The sequence below is a fragment of the Enterobacter sp. RHBSTW-00593 genome, assembly GCF_013784105.1.
GTDB classification, from domain to species: domain Bacteria; phylum Pseudomonadota; class Gammaproteobacteria; order Enterobacterales; family Enterobacteriaceae; genus Enterobacter; species Enterobacter ludwigii.
Genome location: NZ_CP056393.1, coordinates 1,800,787 through 1,825,842, shown reverse-complemented (window position 1 = coordinate 1,825,842; position 25,056 = coordinate 1,800,787). Strand labels below are relative to the sequence as shown.

At 54.4% G+C, this 25,056-nt stretch carries 24 protein-coding genes; 4 read left to right on the top strand and 20 right to left on the bottom strand.

The features are described from left to right. Positions 1-40: 40 nt before the first annotated feature. Positions 41-3,487 carry a transcription-repair coupling factor gene (mfd, locus tag HV242_RS08575; protein WP_050736640.1) on the top strand — a complete coding sequence of 1,149 codons (3,447 nt, stop codon included), beginning with the start codon at positions 41-43 and terminating at the stop codon, positions 3,485-3,487. A gap of 149 nt (positions 3,488-3,636) precedes the next feature. After that, positions 3,637-4,602, top strand: a complete 966-nt coding sequence (gene ldtC, locus HV242_RS08570) for a L,D-transpeptidase LdtC (RefSeq protein ID WP_181616919.1) — start codon at positions 3,637-3,639, stop codon at positions 4,600-4,602. A 79-nt stretch (positions 4,603-4,681) separates the two neighbouring features. Here the strand turns inward: ldtC and bhsA are convergent, their stop codons facing one another. Then, complete coding sequence (bhsA, locus tag HV242_RS08565) at positions 4,682-4,939, bottom strand: multiple stress resistance protein BhsA (protein WP_013097102.1); 258 nt, start codon at positions 4,937-4,939, stop codon at positions 4,682-4,684. A gap of 244 nt (positions 4,940-5,183) precedes the next feature. Here bhsA and comR point away from each other — a divergent pair, with 244 nt between their 5' ends. Continuing rightward, positions 5,184-5,819 (top strand): TetR family copper-responsive transcriptional repressor ComR, encoded by a 636-nt coding sequence (comR, locus tag HV242_RS08560; protein ID WP_014169591.1) that lies wholly within the window; start codon positions 5,184-5,186, stop codon positions 5,817-5,819. Positions 5,820-5,879: 60 nt separating this feature from the next. On the opposite strand, the gene HV242_RS08555 is transcribed toward comR, so the two are convergent. From HV242_RS08555 to hinT, 8 genes are all read right to left on the bottom strand, one after another. Then, complete coding sequence (locus HV242_RS08555; RefSeq protein ID WP_008500779.1) at positions 5,880-6,419, bottom strand: glycine zipper 2TM domain-containing protein; 540 nt, start codon at positions 6,417-6,419, stop codon at positions 5,880-5,882. A gap of 192 nt (positions 6,420-6,611) precedes the next feature. Then, positions 6,612-7,916 (bottom strand): NAD(P)/FAD-dependent oxidoreductase, encoded by a 1,305-nt coding sequence (locus tag HV242_RS08550; protein ID WP_025204449.1) that lies wholly within the window; start codon positions 7,914-7,916, stop codon positions 6,612-6,614. 238 nt (positions 7,917-8,154) lie between these two features. Further along, positions 8,155-8,697, bottom strand: a complete 543-nt coding sequence (gene ycfP / locus HV242_RS08545) for an alpha/beta hydrolase YcfP (RefSeq protein WP_013097106.1) — start codon at positions 8,695-8,697, stop codon at positions 8,155-8,157. A gap of 34 nt (positions 8,698-8,731) precedes the next feature. Further along, positions 8,732-9,757, bottom strand: coding sequence for a beta-N-acetylhexosaminidase (gene nagZ, locus HV242_RS08540; RefSeq protein ID WP_020884661.1), 1,026 nt, complete (start codon positions 9,755-9,757; stop codon positions 8,732-8,734). 11 nt (positions 9,758-9,768) lie between these two features. Further along, the gene (gene thiK / locus HV242_RS08535) at positions 9,769-10,593 is read right to left on the bottom strand and encodes a thiamine kinase (RefSeq protein ID WP_050736639.1); all 825 of its coding nucleotides are present in this window, start codon (positions 10,591-10,593) and stop codon (positions 9,769-9,771) included. Then, positions 10,574-11,221, bottom strand: a complete 648-nt coding sequence (gene lpoB, locus HV242_RS08530; RefSeq protein ID WP_014169586.1) for a penicillin-binding protein activator LpoB — start codon at positions 11,219-11,221, stop codon at positions 10,574-10,576. The genes thiK and lpoB overlap by 20 nt, the downstream gene beginning before the upstream one ends. 10 nt (positions 11,222-11,231) lie before the next feature. Beyond that, positions 11,232-11,606 carry a YcfL family protein gene (locus HV242_RS08525; protein WP_014169585.1) on the bottom strand — a complete coding sequence of 125 codons (375 nt, stop codon included), beginning with the start codon at positions 11,604-11,606 and terminating at the stop codon, positions 11,232-11,234. Between the two features lies 1 nt (position 11,607). Beyond that, positions 11,608-11,967 (bottom strand): purine nucleoside phosphoramidase, encoded by a 360-nt coding sequence (gene hinT, locus HV242_RS08520; RefSeq protein WP_014169584.1) that lies wholly within the window; start codon positions 11,965-11,967, stop codon positions 11,608-11,610. Positions 11,968-12,317: 350 nt separating this feature from the next. On the opposite strand from hinT, the gene fhuE reads away from it, so the two are divergent. Beyond that, positions 12,318-14,507 carry a ferric-rhodotorulic acid/ferric-coprogen receptor FhuE gene (fhuE, locus tag HV242_RS08515; protein ID WP_050736638.1) on the top strand — a complete coding sequence of 730 codons (2,190 nt, stop codon included), beginning with the start codon at positions 12,318-12,320 and terminating at the stop codon, positions 14,505-14,507. 57 nt (positions 14,508-14,564) lie between these two features. Here fhuE and ptsG read toward each other — a convergent pair whose 3' ends face one another. The 11 genes from ptsG to HV242_RS08460 form a co-directional block, all read right to left on the bottom strand. Beyond that, a complete protein-coding gene (gene ptsG / locus HV242_RS08510; protein WP_014169582.1) occupies positions 14,565-15,998 on the bottom strand; it encodes a PTS glucose transporter subunit IIBC in 1,434 nt (477 codons plus the stop codon). Between the two features lie 297 nt (positions 15,999-16,295). Then, positions 16,296-17,090, bottom strand: coding sequence for a metal-dependent hydrolase (locus HV242_RS08505; RefSeq protein WP_032677884.1), 795 nt, complete (start codon positions 17,088-17,090; stop codon positions 16,296-16,298). Between the two features lie 10 nt (positions 17,091-17,100). Next, positions 17,101-18,105 (bottom strand): DNA polymerase III subunit delta', encoded by a 1,005-nt coding sequence (gene holB, locus HV242_RS08500; RefSeq protein ID WP_050736637.1) that lies wholly within the window; start codon positions 18,103-18,105, stop codon positions 17,101-17,103. Further along, a complete protein-coding gene (gene tmk, locus HV242_RS08495; protein ID WP_014169579.1) occupies positions 18,102-18,743 on the bottom strand; it encodes a dTMP kinase in 642 nt (213 codons plus the stop codon). Before tmk ends, holB begins: the two co-directional genes overlap by 4 nt. Next, a complete protein-coding gene (gene yceG / locus HV242_RS08490) occupies positions 18,733-19,755 on the bottom strand; it encodes a cell division protein YceG (protein WP_020884666.1) in 1,023 nt (340 codons plus the stop codon). Before yceG ends, tmk begins: the two co-directional genes overlap by 11 nt. A 2-nt stretch (positions 19,756-19,757) precedes the next feature. Further along, on the bottom strand, positions 19,758-20,567 hold the full coding sequence (gene pabC / locus HV242_RS08485) for an aminodeoxychorismate lyase (protein WP_050736636.1): 810 nt from the start codon (positions 20,565-20,567) through the stop codon (positions 19,758-19,760). A 121-nt stretch (positions 20,568-20,688) separates the two neighbouring features. Further along, positions 20,689-21,930, bottom strand: coding sequence for a beta-ketoacyl-ACP synthase II (fabF, locus tag HV242_RS08480; RefSeq protein WP_014169576.1), 1,242 nt, complete (start codon positions 21,928-21,930; stop codon positions 20,689-20,691). Between the two features lie 89 nt (positions 21,931-22,019). Further along, positions 22,020-22,256, bottom strand: a complete 237-nt coding sequence (gene acpP / locus HV242_RS08475) for an acyl carrier protein (RefSeq protein ID WP_003857954.1) — start codon at positions 22,254-22,256, stop codon at positions 22,020-22,022. Positions 22,257-22,410: 154 nt separating this feature from the next. Continuing rightward, a complete protein-coding gene (fabG, locus tag HV242_RS08470; RefSeq protein WP_014169575.1) occupies positions 22,411-23,145 on the bottom strand; it encodes a 3-oxoacyl-ACP reductase FabG in 735 nt (244 codons plus the stop codon). A 12-nt stretch (positions 23,146-23,157) separates the two neighbouring features. Next, positions 23,158-24,087, bottom strand: coding sequence for an ACP S-malonyltransferase (fabD, locus tag HV242_RS08465; RefSeq protein ID WP_014169574.1), 930 nt, complete (start codon positions 24,085-24,087; stop codon positions 23,158-23,160). A gap of 15 nt (positions 24,088-24,102) precedes the next feature. After that, positions 24,103-25,056, bottom strand: a complete 954-nt coding sequence (locus HV242_RS08460; protein WP_014169572.1) for a beta-ketoacyl-ACP synthase III — start codon at positions 25,054-25,056, stop codon at positions 24,103-24,105.

Sequence of the window (25,056 nt, the reverse complement as noted above, 5' to 3'; positions counted from 1 at the left end):
CAATACTGTTGGTATATCCCCAAGAGACTCTGACATAGCCATGCCTGAACACTATCGATATTCCTTGCCTGTCAAAGCGGGCGATCAGCGCCAGCTGGGCGAACTTACTGGCGCGGCGTGCGCCACGCTGGTGGCAGAAATCGCTGAGCGGCACCCGGGTCCGGTGGTACTGGTTGCCCCGGATATGCAAAATGCCCTGCGTCTGCATGATGAAATTCGCCAGTTCACTGACAATCTGGTGTTCAGTCTGGCCGACTGGGAAACGCTGCCGTATGACAGTTTCTCACCGCACCAGGAGATCATCTCCTCTCGTCTGTCGACCCTGTATCAGTTACCGACGATGCAGCGCGGCGTGCTGATCGTCCCCGTAAACACCCTGATGCAGCGCGTCTGTCCGCACAGCTATCTTCATGGCCATGCGCTGGTGATGAAAAAAGGCCAGCGCCTGTCCCGGGATGCCCTGCGTGCACAGCTCGACAGCGCCGGTTATCGCCATGTCGATCAGGTGATGGAGCACGGGGAATATGCCACGCGTGGTGCACTGCTCGATCTTTACCCGATGGGCAGCGACCAGCCGTATCGTCTGGATTTCTTCGATGATGAAATCGACAGCCTGCGCATATTCGACGCCGACACGCAGCGCACGCTGGAAGAAGTGGACTCCATCAATTTACTGCCCGCACATGAGTTCCCGACAGACAAAACCGCAATCGAACTGTTCCGCAGCCAGTGGCGCGACAAATTCGACGTCAAACGCGATGCCGAACATATCTACCAGCAGGTCAGCAAAGGGACGTTGCCGGCGGGTATTGAATACTGGCAGCCGCTGTTCTTTAACGAGCCTCTGCCCGCGCTGTTCAGCTATTTCCCGGCCAATACGCTGATTGTTAACACCGGTGATATCGACGCCAGCGCCAGCCGTTTTGAGAGCGAAACTCGCGCCCGCTTTGAAAACCGGGGCGTGGACCCGATGCGTCCGCTGTTGCCACCGGAGGTGCTGTGGCTGCGCACCGACGAGTTGAACGCCGAGCTGAAACGCTGGCCGCGTATGCAGCTCAAAACCGATTCGCTCGCCGACAAGGCCGCCAATACCAACCTCGCCTTCCGCACGCTACCGGATTTATCCGTTCAGGCGCAGCAGAAGTCGCCGCTGGATAATCTGCGCAAGTTCCTCGAATCCTTTACCGGGCCGGTCGTGTTCTCCGTTGAAAGCGAAGGCCGCCGGGAAGCGCTGGGTGAACTGCTGGGGCGGATCAAAATCGCGCCGAAACGTATTTTGCGCCTGAGTGAAGCCACCGGTAATGGCCGTTATCTGATGATTGGCTCCGCCGAACACGGGTTTGTGGATACCCTCAACAATCTGGCGCTGATTTGCGAAAGCGACCTGCTGGGGGAACGCGTGGCGCGCCGCCGTCAGGACAGCCGTCGCACCATTAATCCGGACACGCTGATCCGTAACCTCGCCGAACTGCACCCCGGCCAGCCGATTGTTCACCTCGAGCACGGGGTGGGCCGTTATCAGGGCATGACGACGCTGGAAGCCGGTGGCATCAAGGGCGAATACCTGATGCTGACCTACGCCAATGACGCCAAACTCTATGTGCCGGTCTCTTCACTGCATCTCATCAGCCGCTATGCCGGCGGTGCAGAAGATCATGCGCCATTACATAAACTGGGCGGCGACGCCTGGGCGCGCGCGCGGCAGAAAGCCGCGGAAAAAGTGCGTGATGTGGCGGCAGAGCTGCTGGATATCTACGCCCAACGCGCGGCCAAAGAAGGCTTTGCCTTCAGGCATGATAAACAACAGTACCAGATGTTCTGCGATAGCTTCCCGTTTGAAACCACGCCGGATCAGGCTCAGGCCATTAATGCTGTGCTGAGCGACATGTGCCAGCCGCTGGCGATGGACAGGCTGGTTTGCGGCGATGTCGGCTTCGGCAAAACCGAAGTGGCGATGCGCGCCGCCTTCCTCGCGGTAGAAAACAACAAACAGGTCGCGGTGCTGGTGCCTACCACCCTGCTCGCCCAGCAGCATTTTGACAACTTCCGTGACCGTTTCGCCAACTGGCCGGTTCGTATTGAGATGCTGTCACGTTTTCGCAGTACCAAAGAGCAGACGCAGATTCTGGAACAGGCCAGCGAGGGTAAGATCGATATTCTGATCGGCACCCACAAGCTACTGCAGAGTGATGTGAAGTGGAAAGATCTGGGGCTGTTGATCGTCGATGAAGAACACCGCTTCGGGGTCCGTCATAAAGAGCGTATTAAAGCGATGCGTGCCGACGTCGATATCCTCACCCTCACCGCCACACCGATTCCGCGAACGCTGAATATGGCGATGAGCGGCATGCGCGACCTGTCGATTATCGCCACGCCGCCGGCACGTCGTCTGGCGGTAAAAACCTTTGTTCGTGAGTACGACAACCTGGTCGTCCGCGAGGCTATTCTGCGTGAAGTACTGCGCGGGGGTCAGGTCTATTATCTCTACAACGACGTGGAAAATATCCAGAAAGCGGCGGACAGGCTGGCAGAACTGGTGCCGGAAGCGCGCATCGCTATCGGTCACGGTCAAATGCGCGAGCGCGAGCTGGAGCGGGTGATGAACGATTTCCACCACCAGCGCTTTAACGTCCTGGTGTGTACCACCATCATTGAGACCGGGATCGATATTCCGACGGCCAATACCATCATTATTGAGCGCGCGGATCACTTTGGACTGGCGCAGCTTCACCAGTTGCGTGGCCGCGTTGGCCGCTCGCACCATCAGGCCTACGCCTGGCTGCTGACCCCGCATCCGAAAGCGATGACCACCGATGCGCAAAAACGTCTGGAGGCTATCGCATCGCTGGAAGATCTGGGCGCGGGCTTCGCGCTGGCGACACACGACCTTGAGATCCGCGGTGCAGGTGAACTTCTGGGCGAAGACCAGAGCGGCTCGATGGAAACCATCGGCTTCTCGCTCTATATGGAGCTGCTGGAAAATGCGGTCGATGCCCTGAAGGCCGGACGTGAGCCATCGCTGGAAGATCTGACCAGCCAGCAAACTGAGGTGGAACTGCGCATGCCTTCCCTGCTACCGGATGATTTTATTCCGGATGTGAACACGCGTCTGTCGTTCTACAAACGTATCGCCAGTGCGAAAAATGAGAACGAACTGGATGAAATTAAGGTAGAGCTGATCGATCGCTTTGGCCTGTTGCCGGATGCCGCGAGAAACCTGCTGGATATTGCGAGGCTGCGCCAGCAGGCACAGAAGCTGGGCATTCGTAAGCTCGAAGGCAATGAAAAAGGTGGCGTGATTGAATTTGCCGAGAAGAATCACGTTAATCCGATGTGGCTAATCGGTCTGCTCCAGAAACAGCCGCAGCATTTCCGTCTGGATGGTCCAACGCGTCTGAAATTTACGCAGGAGCTGACGGATCGTAAAAACCGGATGGAGTGGGTTCGTCACTTTATGCGTCAGCTGGAAGAGAACGCTGTCGCATAATTCCCCTTCCCCCCGTTGGCGCAATGCTTACGGGGGGACAATTTACAAACTCTTTGCACTTCACCTGGATTTCCCGACATACCCATTCGCCATAATTATCGTTAACGCCTTATAAAACAATAACCTTATTATTTATATGGATTATGGTGATGATGACCTCTTCGCGTTTTACCCGCTGGATAACCGTGTTTGCGCTGGCAGCAACGGTCGCTGTTGCGCTTCCTGCACGCGCAAATACCTGGCCTCTTCCCCCTGCTGGCAGCAAGGTCGTGGGCGAAAACCGTTTTCATGTGGTTGAAAATAATGGGGGATCGCTCGAAGCGATTGCCAAAAAATATAACGTAGGCTTTCTGGCTCTGCTGCAGGCTAACCCTGGCGTCGACCCCTATGTGCCACGCGCTGGCAGCGTCCTGACCATCCCGTTGCAGACCATTCTCCCGGATGTAGCGCGCGAAGGGATCGTGATAAACCTTGCCGAGCTGCGTCTTTACTATTACCCACCGGGTAAAAATGAAGTCACCGTTTATCCAATCGGTATTGGCCAGCTGGGCGGCGACACGCTGACCCCAACAATGGTCACCACCGTATCGGATAAACGTGCCAACCCAACCTGGACGCCAACGGCTAATATTCGTGCTCGCTATAAAGCACAGGGGATTGATTTGCCGGCTGTGGTGCCAGCGGGTCCGGAGAATCCGATGGGTCACCACGCGATCCGTCTTGCGGCCTATGGTGGCGTTTACCTTCTGCATGGAACAAATGCGGATTTCGGTATCGGGATGCGCGTCAGTTCCGGCTGTATTCGTCTGCGCGATGATGATATCAAGACGCTCTATAGCGTGATCACGCCTGGTACTCGAGTGAATATTATTAATACGCCCATTAAGGTTTCTGAGGAGCCGGGTGGCGTAAGACTGGTTGAAATTCACCAGCCGTTATCGAAAAACATTGGCGACGATCCGCTGACACTGCCAATTAATCTGAATGCCGCGATGGTGAGCTTTAAAACGAATGCCCGCACGGATGGCATCGTGATGGAGCGTGCGATGGAGGCGCGTTCCGGGATGCCCACCGATGTCACCCGGCATCAGGATGTCACCCAGCAGTCGATGTAATCCCCAATAAAAAAAGCCCTGCTGAGCAGGGCTTTTTTACAGTGGCATCGCAGTGGCATAAATGAGGGTTTAGCCAGGCTTATTTGTAGATAACAGCGGTGCCGTGCAGGGTGTTAGGACCGGTCACGGAGGTGATGCGGAAAGATTTTGCACCCATCTCGTCAGCTTTCTGCGCCAGCTGATCTTCCAGTGAGCCCAGGTTAGTCCCGGCAGAAGCAGAGATAGTCCCGACTTTATGCTGGTCAGCAGGGGTTGATTGCACTTCAACAGCAGCGAAGCTTGCGAAAGAAAGTGAACTCAGAACAGCAGCAGCGATGAGGGTTTTTACGTTTTTCATGATTTTTACCTTTGGGCAGATGATTTGGAGGTCGTTAGCTATTTAGTTAACGATCGATAGGTAAATCATAAATGTGATCCAGCTCACGCGTCAACATCTTTTTATAACGAACATTAATTAAATTTTAAATCCGTTATTTTTCATACCCATATGATTAATTTATTTTTCTCTCATCAGTGCTGGTGGTCACCCGCGATTATTTTTATAATGATTATTCAACAAACCAACAGAGGACCAACGGCAAATGACAACCGACGTGACGAGTTGCGCGAAGAAAAGCCGTGGCCGACCAAAAGTGTTCGACAGGGATGCAGCGCTTGATAAGGCCATGACTCTCTTCTGGCAACATGGGTATGAAGCGACCTCGCTTTCCGATCTGGTGGAAGCTACCGGTGCCAAAGCACCCACGCTGTATGCTGAATTCACCAATAAAGAGGGGCTGTTCAGGGCAGTGCTGGACAGATACATTTCACGCTTTGCGGCGAAACACGAAGCCCAGCTGTTTTGTGAAGAGAAAAGCGTCGAACAGGCGCTACGGGACTACTTCACCACCGTCGCGACCTGCTTCACCAGTAAAGATACCCCTGCGGGCTGCTTTATGATTAACACCTCTGCCACCCTTGCGGCCTCCTCAAAAGAGATTGCCAACACGGTGAAATCGCGCCATGCCATGCAGGAAGAGACGCTAAGCGCGTTCCTGTCTCAGCGCCAACAACGAGGTGAAATTCCTGCGCATTGCAATCCACAGATGCTGGCGCAATACCTGAACTGTATTTTGCAGGGTATGTCGATAAGCGCTCGTGAAGGGGCTACGCTGGAAAAACTGCAAACCATTACCGCGACCACGCTGAAACTGTGGCCTGAACTGCTCAAAATCTGACGCAAAAAAAAAGCTCCTCAGCCTGAGCGCTTGAGGAGCTAAGTTCAGAGAACATCTTTTTTACACTTTGTTATTCAGTACCAGCTGGCCGTTTCCATCCAGCGGAATTTGAGTACCCGGGTCTTTATCCATGCGGATCTTGCCCTGCTGATCGCCAATTTTGTACGTCACGTCGTAACCCAGCATTTTCTCCGACTTGTCATAGACGGTTTTGCAGCGCTGCTGAGTCGTCGTGTACGTGTCGTTATCCTGCATAGCGCCCTGCACCTGGTTACCGGCATAGCCGCCGCCCAGCGCGCCGACCACGGTCGCCACATCTTTACCACGACCACCACCAAACTGATGGCCAATCACACCACCGGCAACCGCACCCAGTACTGAACCGGCGATACGGTTTTCATCCTGTACCGGACGGCGATGGGTCACGGAGACGTTACGGCACTCCTGACGAGGCGTTTTCACGGTTTCTTTAATCGGGGTAGCAGACACGACCTGTGCGTATTGTGGGCCGCGATCCAGTACGTTGAGACTGGCAACGGCAGCCACACCTAACGCAGCAGCGACGCCAATCCCTATACCCGCCAACATTGATTTATTCACGGGACTTCCTCCTTTGTTGCTATTGGTAACAATTTTGCAATGCAGGTCGCGCTTCGCCAATAAGACAAAGGATCAAAAAGTGGACATGGAGGAGAGATATATTGTGTTTAGGAGAACTCTTAAGCACTCAATGTACGATGAGCAGCATGATATGCTAAAAATCCCCTCCGGAGGCCCCGGAGGGAGAGAATATTAGTGCAGCTTCAGGCGTGGTCGAATAACGCGGTTGATTCGTCCCACCAGCATCATCAGCCCGGTTTTGAAGTAACCGTGCAGGGCAATCTGGTGCATACGATAGAGCGAGATATAGACAAAGCGTGCAATACGCCCTTCCACCATCATGGAGCCGCGCATCAGGTTACCCATCAGGCTGCCGACGGTAGAGAAGTTCGAGAGCGATACCAGAGAACCATGGTCTTTATAGACATAAGCTTTCATCGGCTTACCTTTGTACTGCGCCAGAATATTGTGCAGTACCAGGCTTGCCATCTGGTGCGCTGCCTGAGCACGCGGAGGCACAAAACCGCCCTCCGGACGCGCGCAGGAAGCACAGTCGCCGATGGCGAAAATATCCGGATCGCGTGTGGTTTGCAGGGTCGGCTCGGTCACCAGCTGGTTAATACGGTTCGTTTCCAGCCCGCCAATCTCTTTCATAAAATCAGGCGCTTTGATGCCAGCAGCCCAGACCATCAGGTCTGCTTTGATGTACTCGCCATCTTTGGTGTGCAGGCCGCCGTCGTCCGCGCTGGTCACCATGGTTTGGGTCAGAACCCGCACGCCCAGCTTGGTCAGTTCATTATGCGCCGCGCCGGAAATGCGCGGAGGCAGCGCCGGCAGGATACGTTCACCCGCTTCAACCAGCGTCACGTTCAGCGCGTCATTGGTTAAGCCTTTATAGCCGTAGCTGTGCAGCTGTTTCACCGCGTTGTGCAGCTCAGCAGAAAGCTCGACGCCCGTCGCCCCCCCACCAACAATCGCGATATTAACCTTCCCGTTCGCACCCATATTGCTGGTGTACTTCAGGAACAGGTTCAGCATTTCCTGGTGGAAACGACGTGCCTGATGTGGGTTATCGAGGAAGATACAGTGCTCTTTTACACCTGGTGTGTTGAAGTCATTGGAGGTACTGCCCAGCGCCATGACCAGCGTGTCATACGGCAGTTTGCGCTCAGGAACCAGCAGTTCCCCTTTTTCATCGCGCAGCTCTGCCAGGGTAATGGTTTTGCTCTCACGATTGATATCCACCACGGAGCCCAGCTGGAACTGGAAATGGTGATTGCGCGCATGTGCCAGATAGCTCAGCGCGTCCACGCCCTCATCCAGTGAACCGGTCGCCACTTCGTGCAACAGCGGTTTCCACAGGTGGCTGTGGTTACGATCCACCAGCGTAATTTTGGCTTTTTTGCCGCGACCGAGCTTCTTGCCTAACTGTGTAGCCAGCTCCAGCCCGCCAGCACCACCGCCGACAATCACTATCTTTTTCAATGGCGTAGTCAACGTGACCCCCTCAAATTATTAACCAATTGTTAATTAAAAGTTATAAAAATAACCCTTAATTAACAACAGGTTACAGCACTGAAACCATTCAGGTGCATTGAGAATACCACGTCAGGCGCATTGGTCATACCAAAATTGATATGCATCAAGTTTTGATGGCTTAAAAGTAGACAATTCTGGACAAAAAGAAAGCCCGGCGCGCTTTCGCGGCCGGGCCTGGCAGGTCGTACGCAGTGGCTTAGCCCAGGGTTTTGAAGGCTTTGATCCGCTGCAAATGCGGGGAGATGTTCTTGAATTTGTGGGTCTGTTCTTCATCCCAGACAATTTCATAGTAATGATGCAGCAGCTCAGCCGCCCGGTGGCTGTTAAGGGCTTCATCATTACGCGACAGGATCACCAGACAACGGTCGCGGTTTTTCTCCCGAAAATTACTGACGCACTTGGTGGCAATATCGACATACTCTTCAGGGCGGTCAATTTTACCTTCCATGTTCTCATTCGGGAAAAGATTAGGATTGAACACCACCTGGCGGATATCGCACAGGAATCCAATCCGCTCTGCCCAGTAGCCACCTAATCCCACGCCACAAATCAGCGGACGGTCATCGATGTTGAGCTGCAACATCTTGTCCACCTCTTTGAGCAGGTGCTGCATATCATGCTTTGGATGGCGTGTGCTGTAACTGATCAGCCGGACATCCGGATCGATAAACTGCAGCTGCAGGACCTTCTCATGATTACCAGGACTGTTTGAGTCAAAACCGTGTAAATAGATGATCATTGTCTTCTCACCACGCTACGCCTTCCGGGAGGATTTACAGGCTGGCTTTATGTGCCTGCCAGCGTTCATTCAGGGCTTCAAGCTGCGCGTTGACCGTCTTCCAGCGCGCCGAGTCCATCAGCTCCTGACGGCTAAATGAACCTTTATGATACAATTGTGTAACACGCTGTGCATTGATCGGCGACAGGTTATCCAGCACGCTGACGGCACCTTTACGATTATTGCAGACGAGGATCATATCGCAACCTGCGTCCAGCGACGCCTGACCGCGCTCGGCGTAGCTGCCCATAATCGCCGCCCCTTCCATCGACAAATCGTCAGAGAAAATCACGCCATTAAACCCCAGCTCCTGACGCAAAACGGTTTTCAGCCAGTGCGCGGACCCGCTTGCAGGACGCGGGTCGACGTCGCTGTAAATCACGTGCGCTGGCATGATGGCGTCCAGCTTGTTATCGGTGATCAGGGAGCGGAACACCGACATATCTTTGGCACGAATGTCAGCTTCCGGACGCGGATCGCGCGGCGTCTCTTTGTGCGAGTCGGCGGTCACCGCACCGTGTCCCGGGAAATGTTTCCCGGTGGTTTTCATTCCCGCGTCGTGCATACCGTCAATGAAACAGCTCGCTATCGCCAGCGCAATACGCGGATCTTCATGGTATGAGCGTTCGCCAATGGCGGCGCTGATATGCCCCACGTCCAGAACCGGCGCAAAACTGATGTCGATATCCATGGCAATCATCTCGCTGGCCATCAGCCAGCCAGCCTCTTGCGCCAGTTTGCCACCCTCTTCCGTGCCCAGTAATGCCGCAAAAGATTGGGCGGCAGGCAGGCGAGTAAAGCCTTCGCGGAAACGCTGTACGCGTCCGCCTTCCTGATCGACGGCCACCACCAGATGATTGCGCGATGCAGCACGGATCTGGCGCACCAGTTCTCGCAACTGCGCCGGATCGTGATAGTTGCGGGTGAACAGGATCAGGCCTCCCACCAGCGGGTGCGCCAGTATTTCACGCTCCTCCGCATCCAGTTCAAACCCTTCTACATCCAACATGACTGGACCCACACCAACCTCTCTTATCCTTTAGTTTGTAACTGACGCCAGGCATCATCTGCCAGCGCAATAAATTGTTTGTCTCGGGATTGCTGAAAGCGCATTTCAAACCAGCCAGCCATCAGCATGACGACCCACGGTCGCCAGCGCCTCACCTGACGCCCCAGGATACCGACATTCATGTGCGCTACCCGGGCGTAGTCGGTGATGAGCCGCTGCCGCGCAGCATCATCTTCCGACCAGACTGCCGCCAGCTCCAGCGCCACGTCTCCGTCACCGGCATACTCCCAGTCGATAAGCCTCGCACCGAGGGACGTATGAACAATATTTCCGGCATGAACATCCATATGCAGCGGCGAGAGCCGAAGCGGCTGCGGTTCGCCCGTTTTACGCAGCCGTTTTAGCTGTGCCAGCCAGAATGGGGTTCGCCTGTCGGCTGAAGCCTGCTGCCAGTATTGTTCAAGCAACGGCAGCAGCGTCACCCGCCACCCCAGACGCGGTTGCCGGTGCAGATGACAGAGCATAGCCGCAAGCACTGCCGTTTCCGGTAGCGTGTTGCCGATCTCCCCTGCCAGATACTCCACGGCCATCCAGCCCTGGCGGTAAAAACGGGGCTTTGGCACCAGATCCGCCGGAAGGCGTTTCAGTGCCCGAAACTGACGGCGGAAATGGGATGATGACGCTAAGGGATCGTGATTCTGCCGCAATACCAGACGTTGCTCGCCCTGCTCTATAATGCAACTCGCGCCGCCAAGCCCGGAAGGGGCCTGCGGCGCGATAAGGCGATACTGTGGAAAATAACGCGTCAGGATCTCTTCATGCGTCCTGTCAGAGTTGCGTAACGGCACCTTTACCTGACCAGATAATCTCGCCTGTCTGAACCAGCATCAGCTGCATCTGCAGGGCTGGCGTGTTCACATTACCGGTGGCACTGGAGTAAAGCACATACTGCGCACCGACGTTACGGGCAATCCCAATCGCCTTGCTGCGTGAACCGAGGCTGTCCTGCGGTGACAGGCCCAACTGCTGCTTGGCTACCGCGAGCTGCTGTGCCGAGACCAGCGTAAACTTACCGTTATTAGCCAGGGCATTGCGCAGGGTTTCTGTCGCTTCGCCCGCGTTTAGCGAACCGTTGGTACGGTTATTCACGCTATCAACCAGCAATACGCTGCCCGCGGTCACACCCTGAGCCTGCAGCATTTTGCCGACCATCGGTTGCATCGCACCGTTCCAGTCGTAATGGCGAACGCGCGGCGCAGGCTGCGATGTCTGATCCGGATGTTCAATTGGACCAGGCTGCGACGGAATAGACGGCACAGTCGGTACGGTTGGCGGCGGCTGCGTTGGCTGTGTCGGCTGCTCGGTACCCGGTTTGGCCTCTTCCACAGGCGCAGGTTCTTCAGTTCGGGTCACACACCCTGCGAGGAACAGAGCGAAAGCAGTCACGAGCGCATAACGGCTCAAATTTTTAATCAAGGTTCACCCCTTACAAATAAAGATAAAGTCTCACCTTATGTGCACCCAGATAGTTGGCGCTGCCATAGAGCGTTACCGACGATCTTGCCGGAATAGTGACGCTGCGCGGCGCTTCCAGCGGATGCATTTCAAGACCTCGTACGTCATACCAGAAAAAACGGTAGTGCACCGTCACTGGTTCTTGTCTTTCATTAAAGAGCGTAGAGGAAGCAGAAGAGTTGATTTCACTGATCGACAACGCAGGTTGTTGCGCCGTGATACCCGCAGCAAGTACGGAGGATTCCATCACCAGCGTCTGTTCATCGCTGACGGGGATCGCCGGACGCGTGCTGCACCCTACGATCAACATCGTCATTACCAGCGCTGCAATACGCCCTTTAAGCATGTCAAAGACCTTTATGTGCCAGCATCGGCCCCAGAGGACGTCCACCCAGCAGATGCATGTGAATATGATAAACTTCCTGACCACCGTGGCGATTACAGTTCATGATGAGACGGTAACCGTCATCAGCAATCCCTTCCTGCTCAGCAATTTTTGCGGCCACTGTCAGCATACGACCTAACGCTACTTCATGCTCGGTTTTTACGTCGTTTACGGTCGGAATCAGAATATTAGGAATAATAAGGATATGTGTCGGAGCCTGAGGAGAAATGTCCCGGAAAGCCGTCACCAGCTCATCCTGATAAACGATATCCGAAGGGATTTCGCGGCGGATAATTTTACTAAAAATCGTTTCTTCAGCCATGACCTTTTCCTTTTTTGTTTAATCTGGCGTAGTGCGCCGCCATTAACACATTCTCAGTATTACTGTGTGACACAACACAAGAGTATGAGCGAGATTCTCCTGTCCTTTCAACCTTCTCCACCGATTTCTTTCCTGAATGTCCTCCAGCTGCCTGGAGAGTGAGCGCTGACGCGTCGCGATCGCCTGAAACATTATTTCAGTTCCTTTTGACACATCTGTTTACACCGTTAATCTCAATGCGTATATTTCGCATTTGCATTTTCATGCGCATTTTCAACATAGAAAACGACATCAGCCCGTACATGCGGGACTGATGCAGACCACCTTCACCATTCATTAAGGGTTTGATGATGTCTTTCATTACTCATACCAGGGATGGGCAACGCCAGCCTGTCGCAACACCTTCGTTGCTGACAGCCTGTATTGCTATGGCATTGATGCCAACCGTCAGTTTTGCCGCCTCCACGACCGAAGATACGGTAGTTGTGGAGGGTGGCTTTGATAACGTACAGGATCCCTCCAGCGGACAGGATCAGGACTACAGCGTAAAAACCACCACCACCGGGACCAAACTGTTACTTGTTCCCCGCGATATCCCCCAGTCCGTCAGCGTGATTAGCCAGCAGCGCATGGCAGATCAGAACCTGCAGTCAGTCGGCCAGGTGTTAACCAACACCACCGGCGTAACGGCCCAGGTGCAGGACAGCGACCGCACCGTATTTTACTCGCGCGGATTCTTCGTCAGTAATTATGCGTTCGATGACCTGCCGACCTCCATCAGCGAAGTATGGAACTTTGGCGACACCGCCGCCGACACCGCCATTTATGACCGTATAGAGGTGGTTCGCGGCGCTACCGGGCTGATGTCCGGCACCGGTAACCCATCCGCCTACGTCAATATGGTGCGCAAGCACGCAGACAGTAACGTATTCAAAGGGAACGTCTCCGCCAGCTACGGCAGCTGGGACAAGCAGCGCTATGTGCTGGATTTACAGGCCCCGCTGGTAGAATCCGGCAAGGTGCGCGGTCGTCTGATCACCGGTTACCAGGACAACGACAGCGCTGTGGATAACTACCACTACCGTAAAAAATTCCTCTATGGCGTGGTGGATGCCGACGTCACCGACAGCACGACCCTCTCCGTAGGCTATGAATACCAGGAAAGTCACACCGCCGATCCCACCTGGGGCGGGCTGCCAACCTGGTATAGCGACGGAAGCAAAACGCATTACGACCGCAGCCAGACCGTTGCGCCTGACTGGGCTTACTCGGATAAAGACAACACCCGTATCTTTGCCAACCTGACCCAACGTTTTGACAACGGCTGGGAAGCGCACATCAACGGCATGCATGCGGAAACCCATTTCGACAGCAAACTGATGTATATGTCAGGCTATCCGGATAAAGAGACCGGGGCAGGCATGGTCGGCTACGGCGGCTGGAACCGCGGTGAACGTAAGCAGGATGCCATCGACGCCTTCCTGCGTGGCGATTTCAGCCTTTTTGGTCGTCAGCATGAGATGATGTTTGGCGGGAGCTTCAGCCGCCAGCGTAACCATTACGATAACAGCATGCCGGATGCGTTATACGGTATGGTGGATGTGGGTAATTTTAAAAACTGGAATGGCACTATCGCCGACCCGCAGTGGACACCGTGGAAGCTCTATAGCCAGGACGACATTCGCCAGTCTTCGGCGTATACCTCGGCCCGATTCTCGCTGGCCGACCCGCTGCACCTGATCCTTGGCGCGCGTTACACCAACTATAACATTCGCTATAACCCGGCAGGCTCCCCGGATACCCGTCTGGAAAGTTCCAAAGATGACGTAACGCCTTATGCAGGACTGGTTTATGACATCAATGAAGACTGGTCGACCTATGTCAGCTACACCTCTATTTTCCAGCCACAGGACAAGCGTGACGCGAGCGGTCGTTACCTCGACCCTACGACCGGTAAGAGCTACGAAGCGGGGGTGAAAGCGGACTGGTTCAACACCCGCCTGACCACCTCACTGGCCGTTTTCCGTATTGAACAGGATAACGTGGCGAGCAATACCTACACCTATATGCCGAGCGGTGAATCTATTTATGAATCACTGGATGGCGTGGTCAGCAAAGGGATTGAATTTGAGCTAAACGGTGCACTGACCGACAACTGGCAGTTAACCTTCGGGGCGACACGGTTTATTGCAGAAGATAAGCGCGGGAATGCCATCAGTTCCGATCAGCCACGTACGACCATGAAGCTGTTTACCCGTTATCAATTGCCTATGCTGCCGGAACTGGCGGTGGGCGGCGGGGTGAACTGGCAGAATAAAGTGTGGACGGATGTGGAGGGTGGCCCGGCAGGCCAGTCCCGTGCAGAACAGGGCAGCTATGCGCTGGTGAATCTCTTCAGCCGTTATCAGGTCACCAGGGATCTGGCCTTGCAGGCCAACGTTAACAACCTGTTTGATAAAAAATACTACGACTACGTCGGGTCATACGTTGTCTATGGCGCGCCGCTGAACGTCTCCGTCAGCGCGAATTACTCTTTTTAAGTTTCTACCCATAAAAAAGGCAGCCATTCGGCTGCCTTAGTCTCCCCAGGTCACAGCTTAGCTGTTGCGGATGTACTCATCCATTTCGGTTTTCAGGTTATCGGATTTAGTCCCGAAGATTGCCTGAACGCCCGAACCAGCAACAACAACCCCTGCTGCACCCAGTTTTTTCAGACCCGGCTGGTCTACTTTCGCGACGTCGGCAACGCTAACACGCAGACGAGTGATGCACGCGTCCAGGTTAGTGATGTTTTCTTTCCCGCCGAATGCGGCAACCAGAGCCGGAGCCATTTCGCTTGTCGCGGTGGCTTTGCTGTCTTCTGACGCATCTTCACGACCTGGTGTTTTCAGGTCCAGTGCTTTGATCAGCACGCGGAAGATGGTGTAGTAAACAACGGCATAGCACGCACCAACGATTGGGAACAGCCACAGTTTGCTGCTGTTACCGGACAGAACGATGAAGTCGATCAGGCCGTGAGAGAAGGACGTACCGTCACGCATACCCAGCAGGATACAGATTGGGAACGCCAGACCCGCCAGAACCGCATGAATGATGTACAGGATCGGCGCAACGAACATGAAGGAGAACTCGATCGGCTCGGTGATACCGGTCAGGAACGAGGTCAACGCTGCGGAGATCATGATACCGCCCACTTTTGCACGGTTCTCTGGTTTAGCAGAGTGCCAGATAGCAATTGCCGCTGCCGGCAGACCGTACATTTTGAACAGGAAGCCACCAGACAGTTTACCTGCAGTTGGGTCACCCGCCATGTAACGTGGGATATCACCGTGGAATACCTGACCTGCTGCGTTGGTGAATTCACCAATCTGCATCTGGAATGGAACGTTCCAGATGTGGTGCAGACCAAATGGTACCAGGCAACGCTCGATGAAGCCGTAGATACCAAACGCTACAACCGGGTTCTGATAAGCAGCCCACTGAGAGAAGGTCTGGATAGCGGAACCGATTGGTGGCCAGATGAAGGACAGGATCACGCCAGTGAAAATCGCTGCCAGACCAGAAATAATCGGAACAAAACGCTTGCCCGCGAAGAAGCCCAGATACTCAGGCAGCTTGATGCGATAGAAGCGGTTGAACATGTACGCTGCAATCGCACCGGAGATGATACCGCCCAGAACACCGGTGTCTGCCAGGTGTTTCGCAGCGATCTCTTCTGCCGGTAAATGCAGAACCAGTGGCGCAACCACTGCCATGGTTTTCACCATGATGCCGTAGGCAACAACTGCAGCCAGCGCAGAAACGCCGTCGTTATTGGTGAAGCCCAGCGCCACACCGATAGCGAAGATCAGAGGCATGTTAGCAAAGACGGAACCGCCTGCTTCGGCCATCACGTGGGAAACTACGGCTGGCAGCCAGCTGAAGTTAGCAGAACCGACACCCAGCAGGATACCTGCGATAGGCAGTACGGATACTGGCAGCATCAGCGATTTACCGACCTTTTGCAGGTTAGCAAATGCATTCTTAAACATAATTGAGAGTGCTCCTGAGTATTTGTGCTTTTTTTACGCTTTCACGCATTGGCCCGGGGGGAGTACCGTGCCGTGGACAGGACATCTAAGCGCCCTTTATTTATTACACAGAGTAAAATAATTCCCTCTGAGTTTGTTTGACGGCTATCACGTTTCAGCTTAAGACGGTCGAAAAACTTTCAGTTATTTACAAAAAGCATTTCTGGATGTGTCTAAATACACCTTCACCGCCCCAAATGAGGCGGTGAACTTTACTCGTTTTATGTATTAATTACGAGCCTAAAAAAAACAGGCGTATCAAACAGATTGCAGGCGGGCGGGGTCGATATGGAACAGCGTAGAGAAGTTGTCCGTCGTGACGCGGGCCAGCTCTTCAATGCTGACGCCTTTAAGCACGGCCATGTACTCGGCTACGTCTCTCGTCATGGCTGGCTGATTTTCTTTACCGCGATGCGGCACCGGTGCCAGATACGGAGAGTCTGTTTCCACGAGGATGCGATCGAGCGGAACATAGCGTGCAGCCTCGCGGAGTTGCTCAGCGTTACGGAACGTCACGATCCCCGAAAACGAGATATAAAACCCTAAATCAAGCAGTTTACCCGCTGTTTCTCTGTCTTCTGTGAAACAGTGTAGTACGCCACCGCAATCCGTCACCTTTTCTTCCTTCAGGATCGCCAGCGTATCGGCGCGCGCATCACGGGTATGGACAATCACCGGCTTGTTGAGCTCGCGACCAATGCGAATATGATGGCGGAAGGACGCTTGCTGGCGCGGTTTCGTTTCCGGCGTGTAGTAGTAATCCAGCCCGGTTTCCCCCATCGCCACGACGCCCTCTTCTGCGGCCAGCCGGCGCAGTTCCTCAACGTCGTATTCTTCATCCTGATTGAGCGGATGCACACCACAGGAGAAAACAACGTTCTCCCGCTCGCCCACCAGCTCACGCATGCCGCGATACCCCGGTAACGTTGTCGCCACGGCAAGGCAAAACTTCACATCACGGGCAGCGGCTTTGGCCAGCACGTCGTCCACGTTTTTATGCAGGGATTGATAATCCAGGCCATCAAGATGGCAGTGTGAGTCGACTAAAAACATAATGTCTCTCTCAGAGATGGGAAACAGGCGCTGTCACGCCTGGTTGCAGGTAATGTTCGATACGCAGCAACTGGTCGGTCAGTAAAAGCTCGCGATTAAGACCGGTCACTGTTAAAAGCTGTTCACGACTCTGACAGATATCGTGAAGGATAGCGTGTAATGATGCTCCTGACAGGCTGTTTGCCAGCGTGTTAACCAGCGGCCAGACGTCCGGGTTGGTCAGTAGCGTTGCTCCTTGCTGGAGTTTGAGCGCATCCAGAAGTAAGGAAGCCAGCCAGTGCAGACGTTCCGCGGCCTGCTCGCCGTTAAGCACAGGCAATAAACTTAGCCAGTCGCGGCTGGTGATGGAAGACTCAACGGCCCGGCAGAGCGCGTCTCGCTGTGACCAGACCTCTGGCTGCAGTAATGCCAGCGCCGCCGCGGGCGCACCACTGCTCAGGCGCAGCGCAGAGAGCGCCCCTTCCTGTGACGTTGTCACTTCTCGTTCAAGCCAGCTCAGCGCCCATGATTCCTGAGGCACCGCGAGGTGATGAAGACGACAACGGCTGCGCAGCGTTGCCAGCAAACGCCCCGGGTCACGACAGGAGAGAAGGAACCACGTTTTCTCCGGCGGTTCTTCCAGCGTTTTAAGCAGCGCATTCGCCGCCGCCTCGGTAAGCTGTGCTGCGTCTTTGAGCCAGACGACTTTTGCGCCGCTGAGCCGCGCATGTTCGTACAATTTTTCACTGACTTCACGCACGGCATCAATACCGAGCGCGCTTTTGCCCTTCTCAGGCTCGAGCGTGTAATAGTCAGGGTGCGTGCCCGCCTGCATTAACTGGCAGCCACGGCATTTACCACAGCTTTTATGGCCTTGCGGCTGCTGACACATCAGGAAGCGGGTGATGGCGTAAATCAATGCATCATCCCCCATTCCCGGCAGTGCCTGAATCAGTAACGCATGATGCCCCCGACCAGCCTGATAGCTTTCGATCAGGTTTTCAAAATGCGGGCGCAACCATGGGTACCATTTCATGCCTGTTGCTCCTGTAGCCACTGCGTAACCGTCTTCTGAATTGCGCGGGTGACCTCTTCCAGGGATTGCGTCGCATCAATGGTGCGAATACTGCCATCCTGATCCGCCAGTTCCAGATAGCGCGCGCGGGTACGGTTAAAGAAATCAAGCGACTCCTGCTCAATGCGGTCCAGCTCACCGCGAGCACGGGCGCGCTTGAGACCCACTTCCGGCGTCACATCCAGATAGAGCGTCAGGTCAGGGCGAAAATCACCCAGCACCGCATCGCGCAGCGTGGCCAGCATCGTCTGGTCAATACCACGTCCACCGCCCTGATAAGCCTGGGTCGACAGGTCATGACGATCGCCAATTACCCACTTGCCATTAGCCAGGGCCGGTTTAATGACCGTCTCCACCAGCTGCACGCGCGCCGCGTAGAACATCAATACTTCGGCTTTATCTGTGATGACCTCGTCACCTACGGATTTGATATCCAGCACCAGGCTTCGCAGCTTTTCGGCCAGTTGCGTACCGCCGGGCTCGCGGGTAAATACCATGTCCGCAACGCCAAGCGATTTGAGCGTATCCACCACCACGTTGCGGGCCGTGGTTTTACCCGCCCCTTCGAGTCCCTCAATGACAATATATTTACTGCGCATTTTTTTCCTTAAGTGCCTTCAGATAGTCCTGAACGGAGCGATTGTGGCTGGCAAGGTTGGTGTTAAAGGTATGCCCCCCTTTTCCATCAGCCACAAAATAGAGATACGGTGTTTTAGCAGGATGCGCAGCCGCACGCAGGGAAGCCTCGCTCGGCGTGGCAATCGGGCCCGGCGGCAGACCGCTAATCACGTAGGTATTATACGCCGTTGGCGTCTCCAGATCTTTTCTTGAAATCTTACCGGTATAACTCTCGCCCATTCCGTAGATGACGGTGGGGTCCGTTTGCAGACGCATGCCGATACGCAGGCGGTTAATGAAGACCGATGCCACCTGATCGCGTTCGGCGGCGACGGCCGTCTCTTTCTCAATAATTGAGGCCATCGTGACAAACTGGTTTTGATCTTTGTATGGCAGACCGTCCATGCGACCTTCCCAGGCGGAATCGACGGCTGCAACCATCTTTTTATGCGCCCGCTTAAGGATAGCTACATCGGTCGTGCCTGCGGTGTACATCCATGTGTCTGGCCAGAACCAGCCTTCCACCCACTCAGGGTGTTCAAATTTCAGTACCTCGGCCACCGTCTGATAGCGGTCATCTTTCAGGGTATGCTTAATGTACGGAGCATCGCGCAGCTGCTCGAGATAATCGCTCAGGCGCATCCCCTCAACAAAACGCAGCGGGAACTGCGCTTCTTTACCGCTTTCCAGCAGCTGAAGCATCTCTTTGACGGTCATCCCCGGCGTAAAGCGATAGGTACCGGCTTTGAAATGAGACAGTTCAGGCTCGATACGTAACAGCCACTGAAACACGCGCGGACGGTTAATGATCTTGTCGCCATAAAGCTGTTCGCCAAGCGCCAGGCGGCCCGTCCCCGCTTTCAGGGTAAAAATCGTCTCGTCTTTAATCAGGATCTTACTGTTCGCCAGCTGACGAACTTTCCACACTCCCGCTCCGCCGGCAAGACCCAGCGCAACGATAAGGAGGAGGACAAAGCGCAACATTTTCTTCATGACTATCGGGTTTGCTCACATATCGGGGCTAAAAACTGAAACAGCTCGCGCGAGGACAAGCTGTATTGACCATACGCGCGGACGGGTACAACCGGCATCAGCGCATTACAGATGATAATTTCATCAGCCTGGTGCAGCGCCTCTTCTCTCGCGCTCACTTCGACAACGCGAAAGCCAGAGTGTGCCAGCTGCTGCAAACAAAACTGACGCATAATCCCGTTGACGCCGGCCTGCTCGAGCGACGGCGTATAAACATCGTTCCCCTGCCGCCAGAGTAAATTAGCCGCACAGCATTCCGTAATAAACCCTTCGCTGTCAAGAACCAGCGCCTCATCAGCGTCCGTCTGTTCAAGATGAGTGCGAATCAGTACCTGTTCAAGGCGATTGAGGTGTTTTATACCGGCAAGCATGGGGTTTCGCCCCAGACGTACCGGGCTGAGCGTCAGCGTAACGCCCTCTTCACGCCAGCGCGGATAATGAGCAGGACAGGCAGACACCGAAAGGATCCGCGTTGGGTGCTGGCAAGCTGAACCGCTGTATCCCCGGCCACCGCTGCCGCGGCTGATAATCACCTTCAGAACACCGCTTTGCTTCCCGGCCGCCAGATGGCACATCTCCTGACGCAATGTGTCCCAGTGCGTGAAGGGGATCATCAAGGCTTCACAACCCTGCTGAAGACGACGAAGGTGCGCCTCGAGCAGGCAGACATTGCCGTCGAGAATGCGCGCTGTCGTAAAGCAGCCATCACCAAACTGAGTTGCCCTGTCACCAGCAGGCAGCGTGTTTTGCTCAAGGCCATTGATTAAAAACATGGTGGCTCCTTATGCGTGGGCATTTAGTCTGGCAGGATGCCATGCAGCCGACAAGAAGATTAGGCTTAATAAAAAAGGCCCGACAAGCGGACCTTTTTTTATCGCCATGATGCAGTCAGGCTCAGATCTTTTTGAAGATCAGTGAACCGTTAGTACCACCAAAGCCGAAGGAGTTACACAGGGTGTACTCCATACCACTTACCTGACGCGCTTCGTGAGGAACGAAGTCCAGGTCACAACCTTCATCCGGATTATCCAGGTTGATGGTTGGCGGAACAGCCTGATCGCGCAGCGCAAGGATAGAGTAGATAGACTCTACTGCACCCGCCGCCCCCAACAGGTGACCGGTCATGGATTTCGTGGAGCTCACCAGCACGCGGCTGGCGTATTCGCCGAAGATAGACTTAACAGCCTGAGCTTCTGCTTTATCGCCTGCAGGCGTAGAAGTACCGTGCGCGTTAACGTAACCGATGTGCTCCGGGGTAAGACCCGCGTCGCGAATCGCGTTGGCCATTGCCTGCGCGGCGCCCGCACCATTTTCTGGTGGTGACGTCATGTGGTATGCATCGCTGCTCATCCCGAAGCCGACAACTTCAGCATAAATCTTCGCGCCACGTTTTTTAGCATGTTCGTACTCTTCAAGTACGATCATACCCGCACCGTCACCCAGCACGAAACCATCACGGTCTTTGTCCCACGGACGGCTTGCCGCCTGCGGGTTATCGTTGCGGGTAGACAGCGCACGCGCTGCACCAAAGCCCCCCACTCCTAGCGGAGTACTGGCTTTTTCCGCACCGCCCGCAACCATAGCATCTGCATCGCCGTACGCAATCATGCGCGCGGCCTGGCCGATGTTATGCACGCCAGAGGTACATGCGGTAGCGATAGAAATGCTTGGCCCACGCAGGCCGAACATGATGGTCAGATGACCTGCCACCATATTAACAATCGTGGACGGAACGAAGAACGGGCTGATTTTACGCGGGCCGCCATTCATCAGAGATGTATGGTTTTCCTCGATCAGACCCAGACCGCCAATCCCGGAACCGATAGCGGCACCGATACGGGTTGCGTTCTCTTCCGTAATTTCAAGGCCAGAATCCTGCATGGCCTGAACGCCAGCGACAATTCCATATTGAATGAAGGCATCCATCTTGCGCTGTTCTTTGCGCGAGATGATCTCTTCACAGTTAAAATCCTTTACTAAGCCAGCAAATTTCGTTGCATAGGCGCTAGTATCGAAATGGTCGATTAGGCTGATGCCGCTCTGACCGGCAAGGAGAGCTTTCCAGGTGGACTCTACGGTATTGCCGACAGGAGACAACATGCCAAGTCCGGTCACAACTACACGACGCTTAGACACGTTTGTCCTCCAGGGAGGGATAAAAAAGGGATTCGTGGGACAAAAAAGATAAAACTCAGGCGGTCGAATGACCGCCTGGAGATGTTCACTTACGCCTGGTGACCGTTGATGTAATCAATGGCAGCCTGAACGGTGGTGATCTTCTCAGCTTCTTCGTCCGGAATCTCAGTATCAAACTCTTCTTCCAGAGCCATTACCAGCTCAACGGTGTCAAGAGAATCTGCGCCCAGGTCTTCAACGAAGGAAGCGGAGTTCACAACTTCTTCCTGCTTAACGCCCAGCTGTTCGCCGATAATTTTCTTAACGCGTTCTTCGATAGTGCTCATACTCTTAAATTTCCTATCAAAACTCGCTTTCGCGATGGTTTTCGTAGTGTATAAAATGTTGAAAAATTTGCAACTAAATCCCGGCAGTTCTTACCACGATTTTACGTTATTTTGAGGCCATTCGCCCTAATAACGCAAATATTTTTCATCGTGATTAAACCATGTACATCCCGCCGTTGACGTGGAGGGTCTCACCAGTGATGTAACCCGCTTCGTCAGAGGCTAAAAATGCAACCGCGCTGGCAATTTCTTTAGGGTCGCCTAAGCGGCCCGCTGGAACAGCTGCCAGCGTACCCGCACGCTGCTCATCAGTTAGCGCACGCGTCATGTCCGTTTCAATAAAGCCCGGAGCAACAACGTTTACAGTAATACCGCGGGACGCAACTTCACGTGCCAGCGACTTACTGAAACCGATCAGACCTGCTTTCGCCGCAGCGTAGTTAGCCTGACCAGCATTTCCCATGGTACCAACCACAGAACCGACAGTGATAATACGACCATGACGCTTTTTCATCATAGCGCGCATTACCGCTTTTGACAGACGGAATACAGATGACAGGTTGGTTTCGATGATATCGTTCCACTCGTCGTCTTTCATTCGCATTAACAGGTTATCACGAGTGATCCCGGCATTATTTACCAGAATATCCACTTCGCCAAATTCTGCGCGAATATTTTCCAGAACAGATTCGATAGATGCAGGTTCGGTCACATTCAGAACCAGACCTTTACCGTTCGCACCCAGATACTCGCTGATGGCCTTAGCGCCATTCTCGCTGGTTGCTGTACCAATCACTTTCGCGCCGCGCGCAACCAGTGTTTCAGCAATTGCACGCCCGATACCGCGGCTTGCGCCAGTGACCAGGGCAATTTTTCCTTCAAAACTCATGGTATTCCTCTTTTATTGCGAGAGTGCCGCTGACATCGCGTCCGGCTCGTTAATTGCCGAAGCAGTCAGGGTGTCAACAATACGTTTTGTCAGACCGGTGAGGACTTTACCTGGGCCGACTTCATACAGATGCTCAACGCCCTGAGAGGCCATAAACTCAACGGTTTTGGTCCACTGTACCGGGCTGTAGAGCTGGCGAACCAGCGCATCACGGATAGCGTCCGGCGAGGTTTCGCATTTCACATCGACGTTGTTCACAACGGAAATTGTCGGTGTGTTAAAAGTAATTTTTTCAAGCTCAACGGCCAGTTTATCGGCAGCAGGTTTCATCAGTGCGCAGTGGGACGGTACGCTGACGGGCAGCGGCAGAGCGCGCTTCGCCCCTGCAGCTTTACAGGCTGCACCAGCACGTTCAACCGCGTCTTTATGACCGGCGATAACCACCTGGCCTGGCGAGTTGAAGTTAACGGGAGACACCACCTGACCTTCAGCGGATTCTTCACACGCTTTTGCAATCGCAGCGTCATCGAGGCCGATGATAGCAGACATGCCACCGGTGCCTTCAGGTACTGCTTCCTGCATGAACTTACCGCGCAGTTCAACCAGACGCACCGCGTCAGCAAACGCGATAACACCGGCACACACCAGCGCAGAGTATTCACCCAGGCTATGGCCCGCGAGCAGCGCTGGCGCTTTACCGCCCTGCTGCTGCCAGACACGCCACAGCGCAACGGACGCCGTCAACAGCGCTGGCTGAGTCTGCCAGGTTTTGTTCAGCTCTTCGGCCGGTCCCTGTTGGGTCAGCGCCCACAAATCATAACCCAGCGCAGCGGAAGCTTCACGGAAAGTCTCTTCGATAACCGGATACTTTGCTGCCATTTCAGACAACATCCCAACGGCCTGAGAACCCTGGCCCGGGAATACAAAAGCAAATTGCGTCATTATTTAATCCTTATACTAGAAACGAACCAGCGCGGAACCCCAGGTGAACCCGCCACCAAAGGCTTCAAGCAAGACCAACTGGCCCCGTTTGATTCGTCCGTCACGTACCGCTTCATCAAATGCGCACGGTACTGACGCCGCAGAGGTATTGCCGTGACGATCCAGCGTCACCACAACGTTATCCATCGACATGCCCAGCTTTTTAGCGGTCGCGCTGATGATGCGCAGGTTCGCCTGATGCGGCACCAGCCAGTCGAGTGCGGAGCGGTCAAGGTTATTCGCTTCCAGCGTTTCATCGACAATGTGCGCAAGCTCAGTCACCGCCACCTTGAACACCTCATTACCCGCCATCGTCAGGTAAATAGCGTTATCCGGATTAACGCGATCGGCGTTAGGCAGGGTCAGTAATTCGCCGTAGCTGCCATCGGCATGCAGATGCGTAGAGATGATGCCCGGCTCTTCGGACTGACCGAGCAGTACCGCGCCCGCACCATCACCAAAAATAATGATCGTCCCACGATCGGTTGGATCGCAGGTACGTGCCAGCACGTCAGCACCGATGACCAGCGCATATTTCACGGCACCGGATTTAACATACTGATCGGCAACGCTCAGCGCATAGGTGAACCCTGCGCACGCTGCGGCAACGTCAAATGCCGGGCAGCCTTTAATGCCGAGCATGTTTTGCACCTGGCACGCTGCGCTTGGGAAGGCATGCGTGGCAGAGGTCGTGGCAACCACGATCAAGCCAATCTGATCTTTATCAATGCCCGCCATTTCGATAGCACGCTGCGCGGCTTCGTAACCCATGGTCGAAACGGTTTCGTCTGGCGCGGCAATACGACGTTCACGGATACCTGTGCGCGTGACAATCCACTCGTCAGACGTATCTACCATTTTTTCAAGATCGGCGTTGGTACGCACGTGTTTTGGCAGGTAGCTGCCGGTACCTAAAATCTTCGTATACAT

Bases quoted from the DNA above. Each gene is read 5' to 3' on its own strand.
- holB (WP_050736637.1), bottom strand. From the start codon at position 18,105: ATGAAATGGTACCCATGGTTGCGCCCGCATTTTGAAAACCTGATCGAA.
- tmk (WP_014169579.1), bottom strand. From the start codon at position 18,743: ATGCGCAGTAAATATATTGTCATTGAGGGACTCGAAGGGGCGGGTAAA.
- HV242_RS08505 (WP_032677884.1), bottom strand. From the start codon at position 17,090: ATGTTTTTAGTCGACTCACACTGCCATCTTGATGGCCTGGATTATCAA.
- yceG (WP_020884666.1), bottom strand. From the start codon at position 19,755: ATGAAGAAAATGTTGCGCTTTGTCCTCCTCCTTATCGTTGCGCTGGGT.
- acpP (WP_003857954.1), bottom strand. From the start codon at position 22,256: ATGAGCACTATCGAAGAACGCGTTAAGAAAATTATCGGCGAACAGCTG.
- ldtC (WP_181616919.1), top strand. From the start codon at position 3,637: ATGATGACCTCTTCGCGTTTTACCCGCTGGATAACCGTGTTTGCGCTG.
- ycfP (WP_013097106.1), bottom strand. From the start codon at position 8,697: ATGATCATCTATTTACACGGTTTTGACTCAAACAGTCCTGGTAATCAT.
- hinT (WP_014169584.1), bottom strand. From the start codon at position 11,967: ATGGCTGAAGAAACGATTTTTAGTAAAATTATCCGCCGCGAAATCCCT.
- pabC (WP_050736636.1), bottom strand. From the start codon at position 20,567: ATGTTTTTAATCAATGGCCTTGAGCAAAACACGCTGCCTGCTGGTGAC.
- mfd (WP_050736640.1), top strand. From the start codon at position 41: ATGCCTGAACACTATCGATATTCCTTGCCTGTCAAAGCGGGCGATCAG.
- fabD (WP_014169574.1), bottom strand. From the start codon at position 24,087: ATGACGCAATTTGCTTTTGTATTCCCGGGCCAGGGTTCTCAGGCCGTT.
- fabG (WP_014169575.1), bottom strand. From the start codon at position 23,145: ATGAGTTTTGAAGGAAAAATTGCCCTGGTCACTGGCGCAAGCCGCGGT.
- comR (WP_014169591.1), top strand. From the start codon at position 5,184: ATGACAACCGACGTGACGAGTTGCGCGAAGAAAAGCCGTGGCCGACCA.
- ptsG (WP_014169582.1), bottom strand. From the start codon at position 15,998: ATGTTTAAGAATGCATTTGCTAACCTGCAAAAGGTCGGTAAATCGCTG.
- HV242_RS08525 (WP_014169585.1), bottom strand. From the start codon at position 11,606: ATGCTTAAAGGGCGTATTGCAGCGCTGGTAATGACGATGTTGATCGTA.
- bhsA (WP_013097102.1), bottom strand. From the start codon at position 4,939: ATGAAAAACGTAAAAACCCTCATCGCTGCTGCTGTTCTGAGTTCACTT.
- HV242_RS08460 (WP_014169572.1), bottom strand. From the start codon at position 25,056: ATGTATACGAAGATTTTAGGTACCGGCAGCTACCTGCCAAAACACGTG.
- fhuE (WP_050736638.1), top strand. From the start codon at position 12,318: ATGTCTTTCATTACTCATACCAGGGATGGGCAACGCCAGCCTGTCGCA.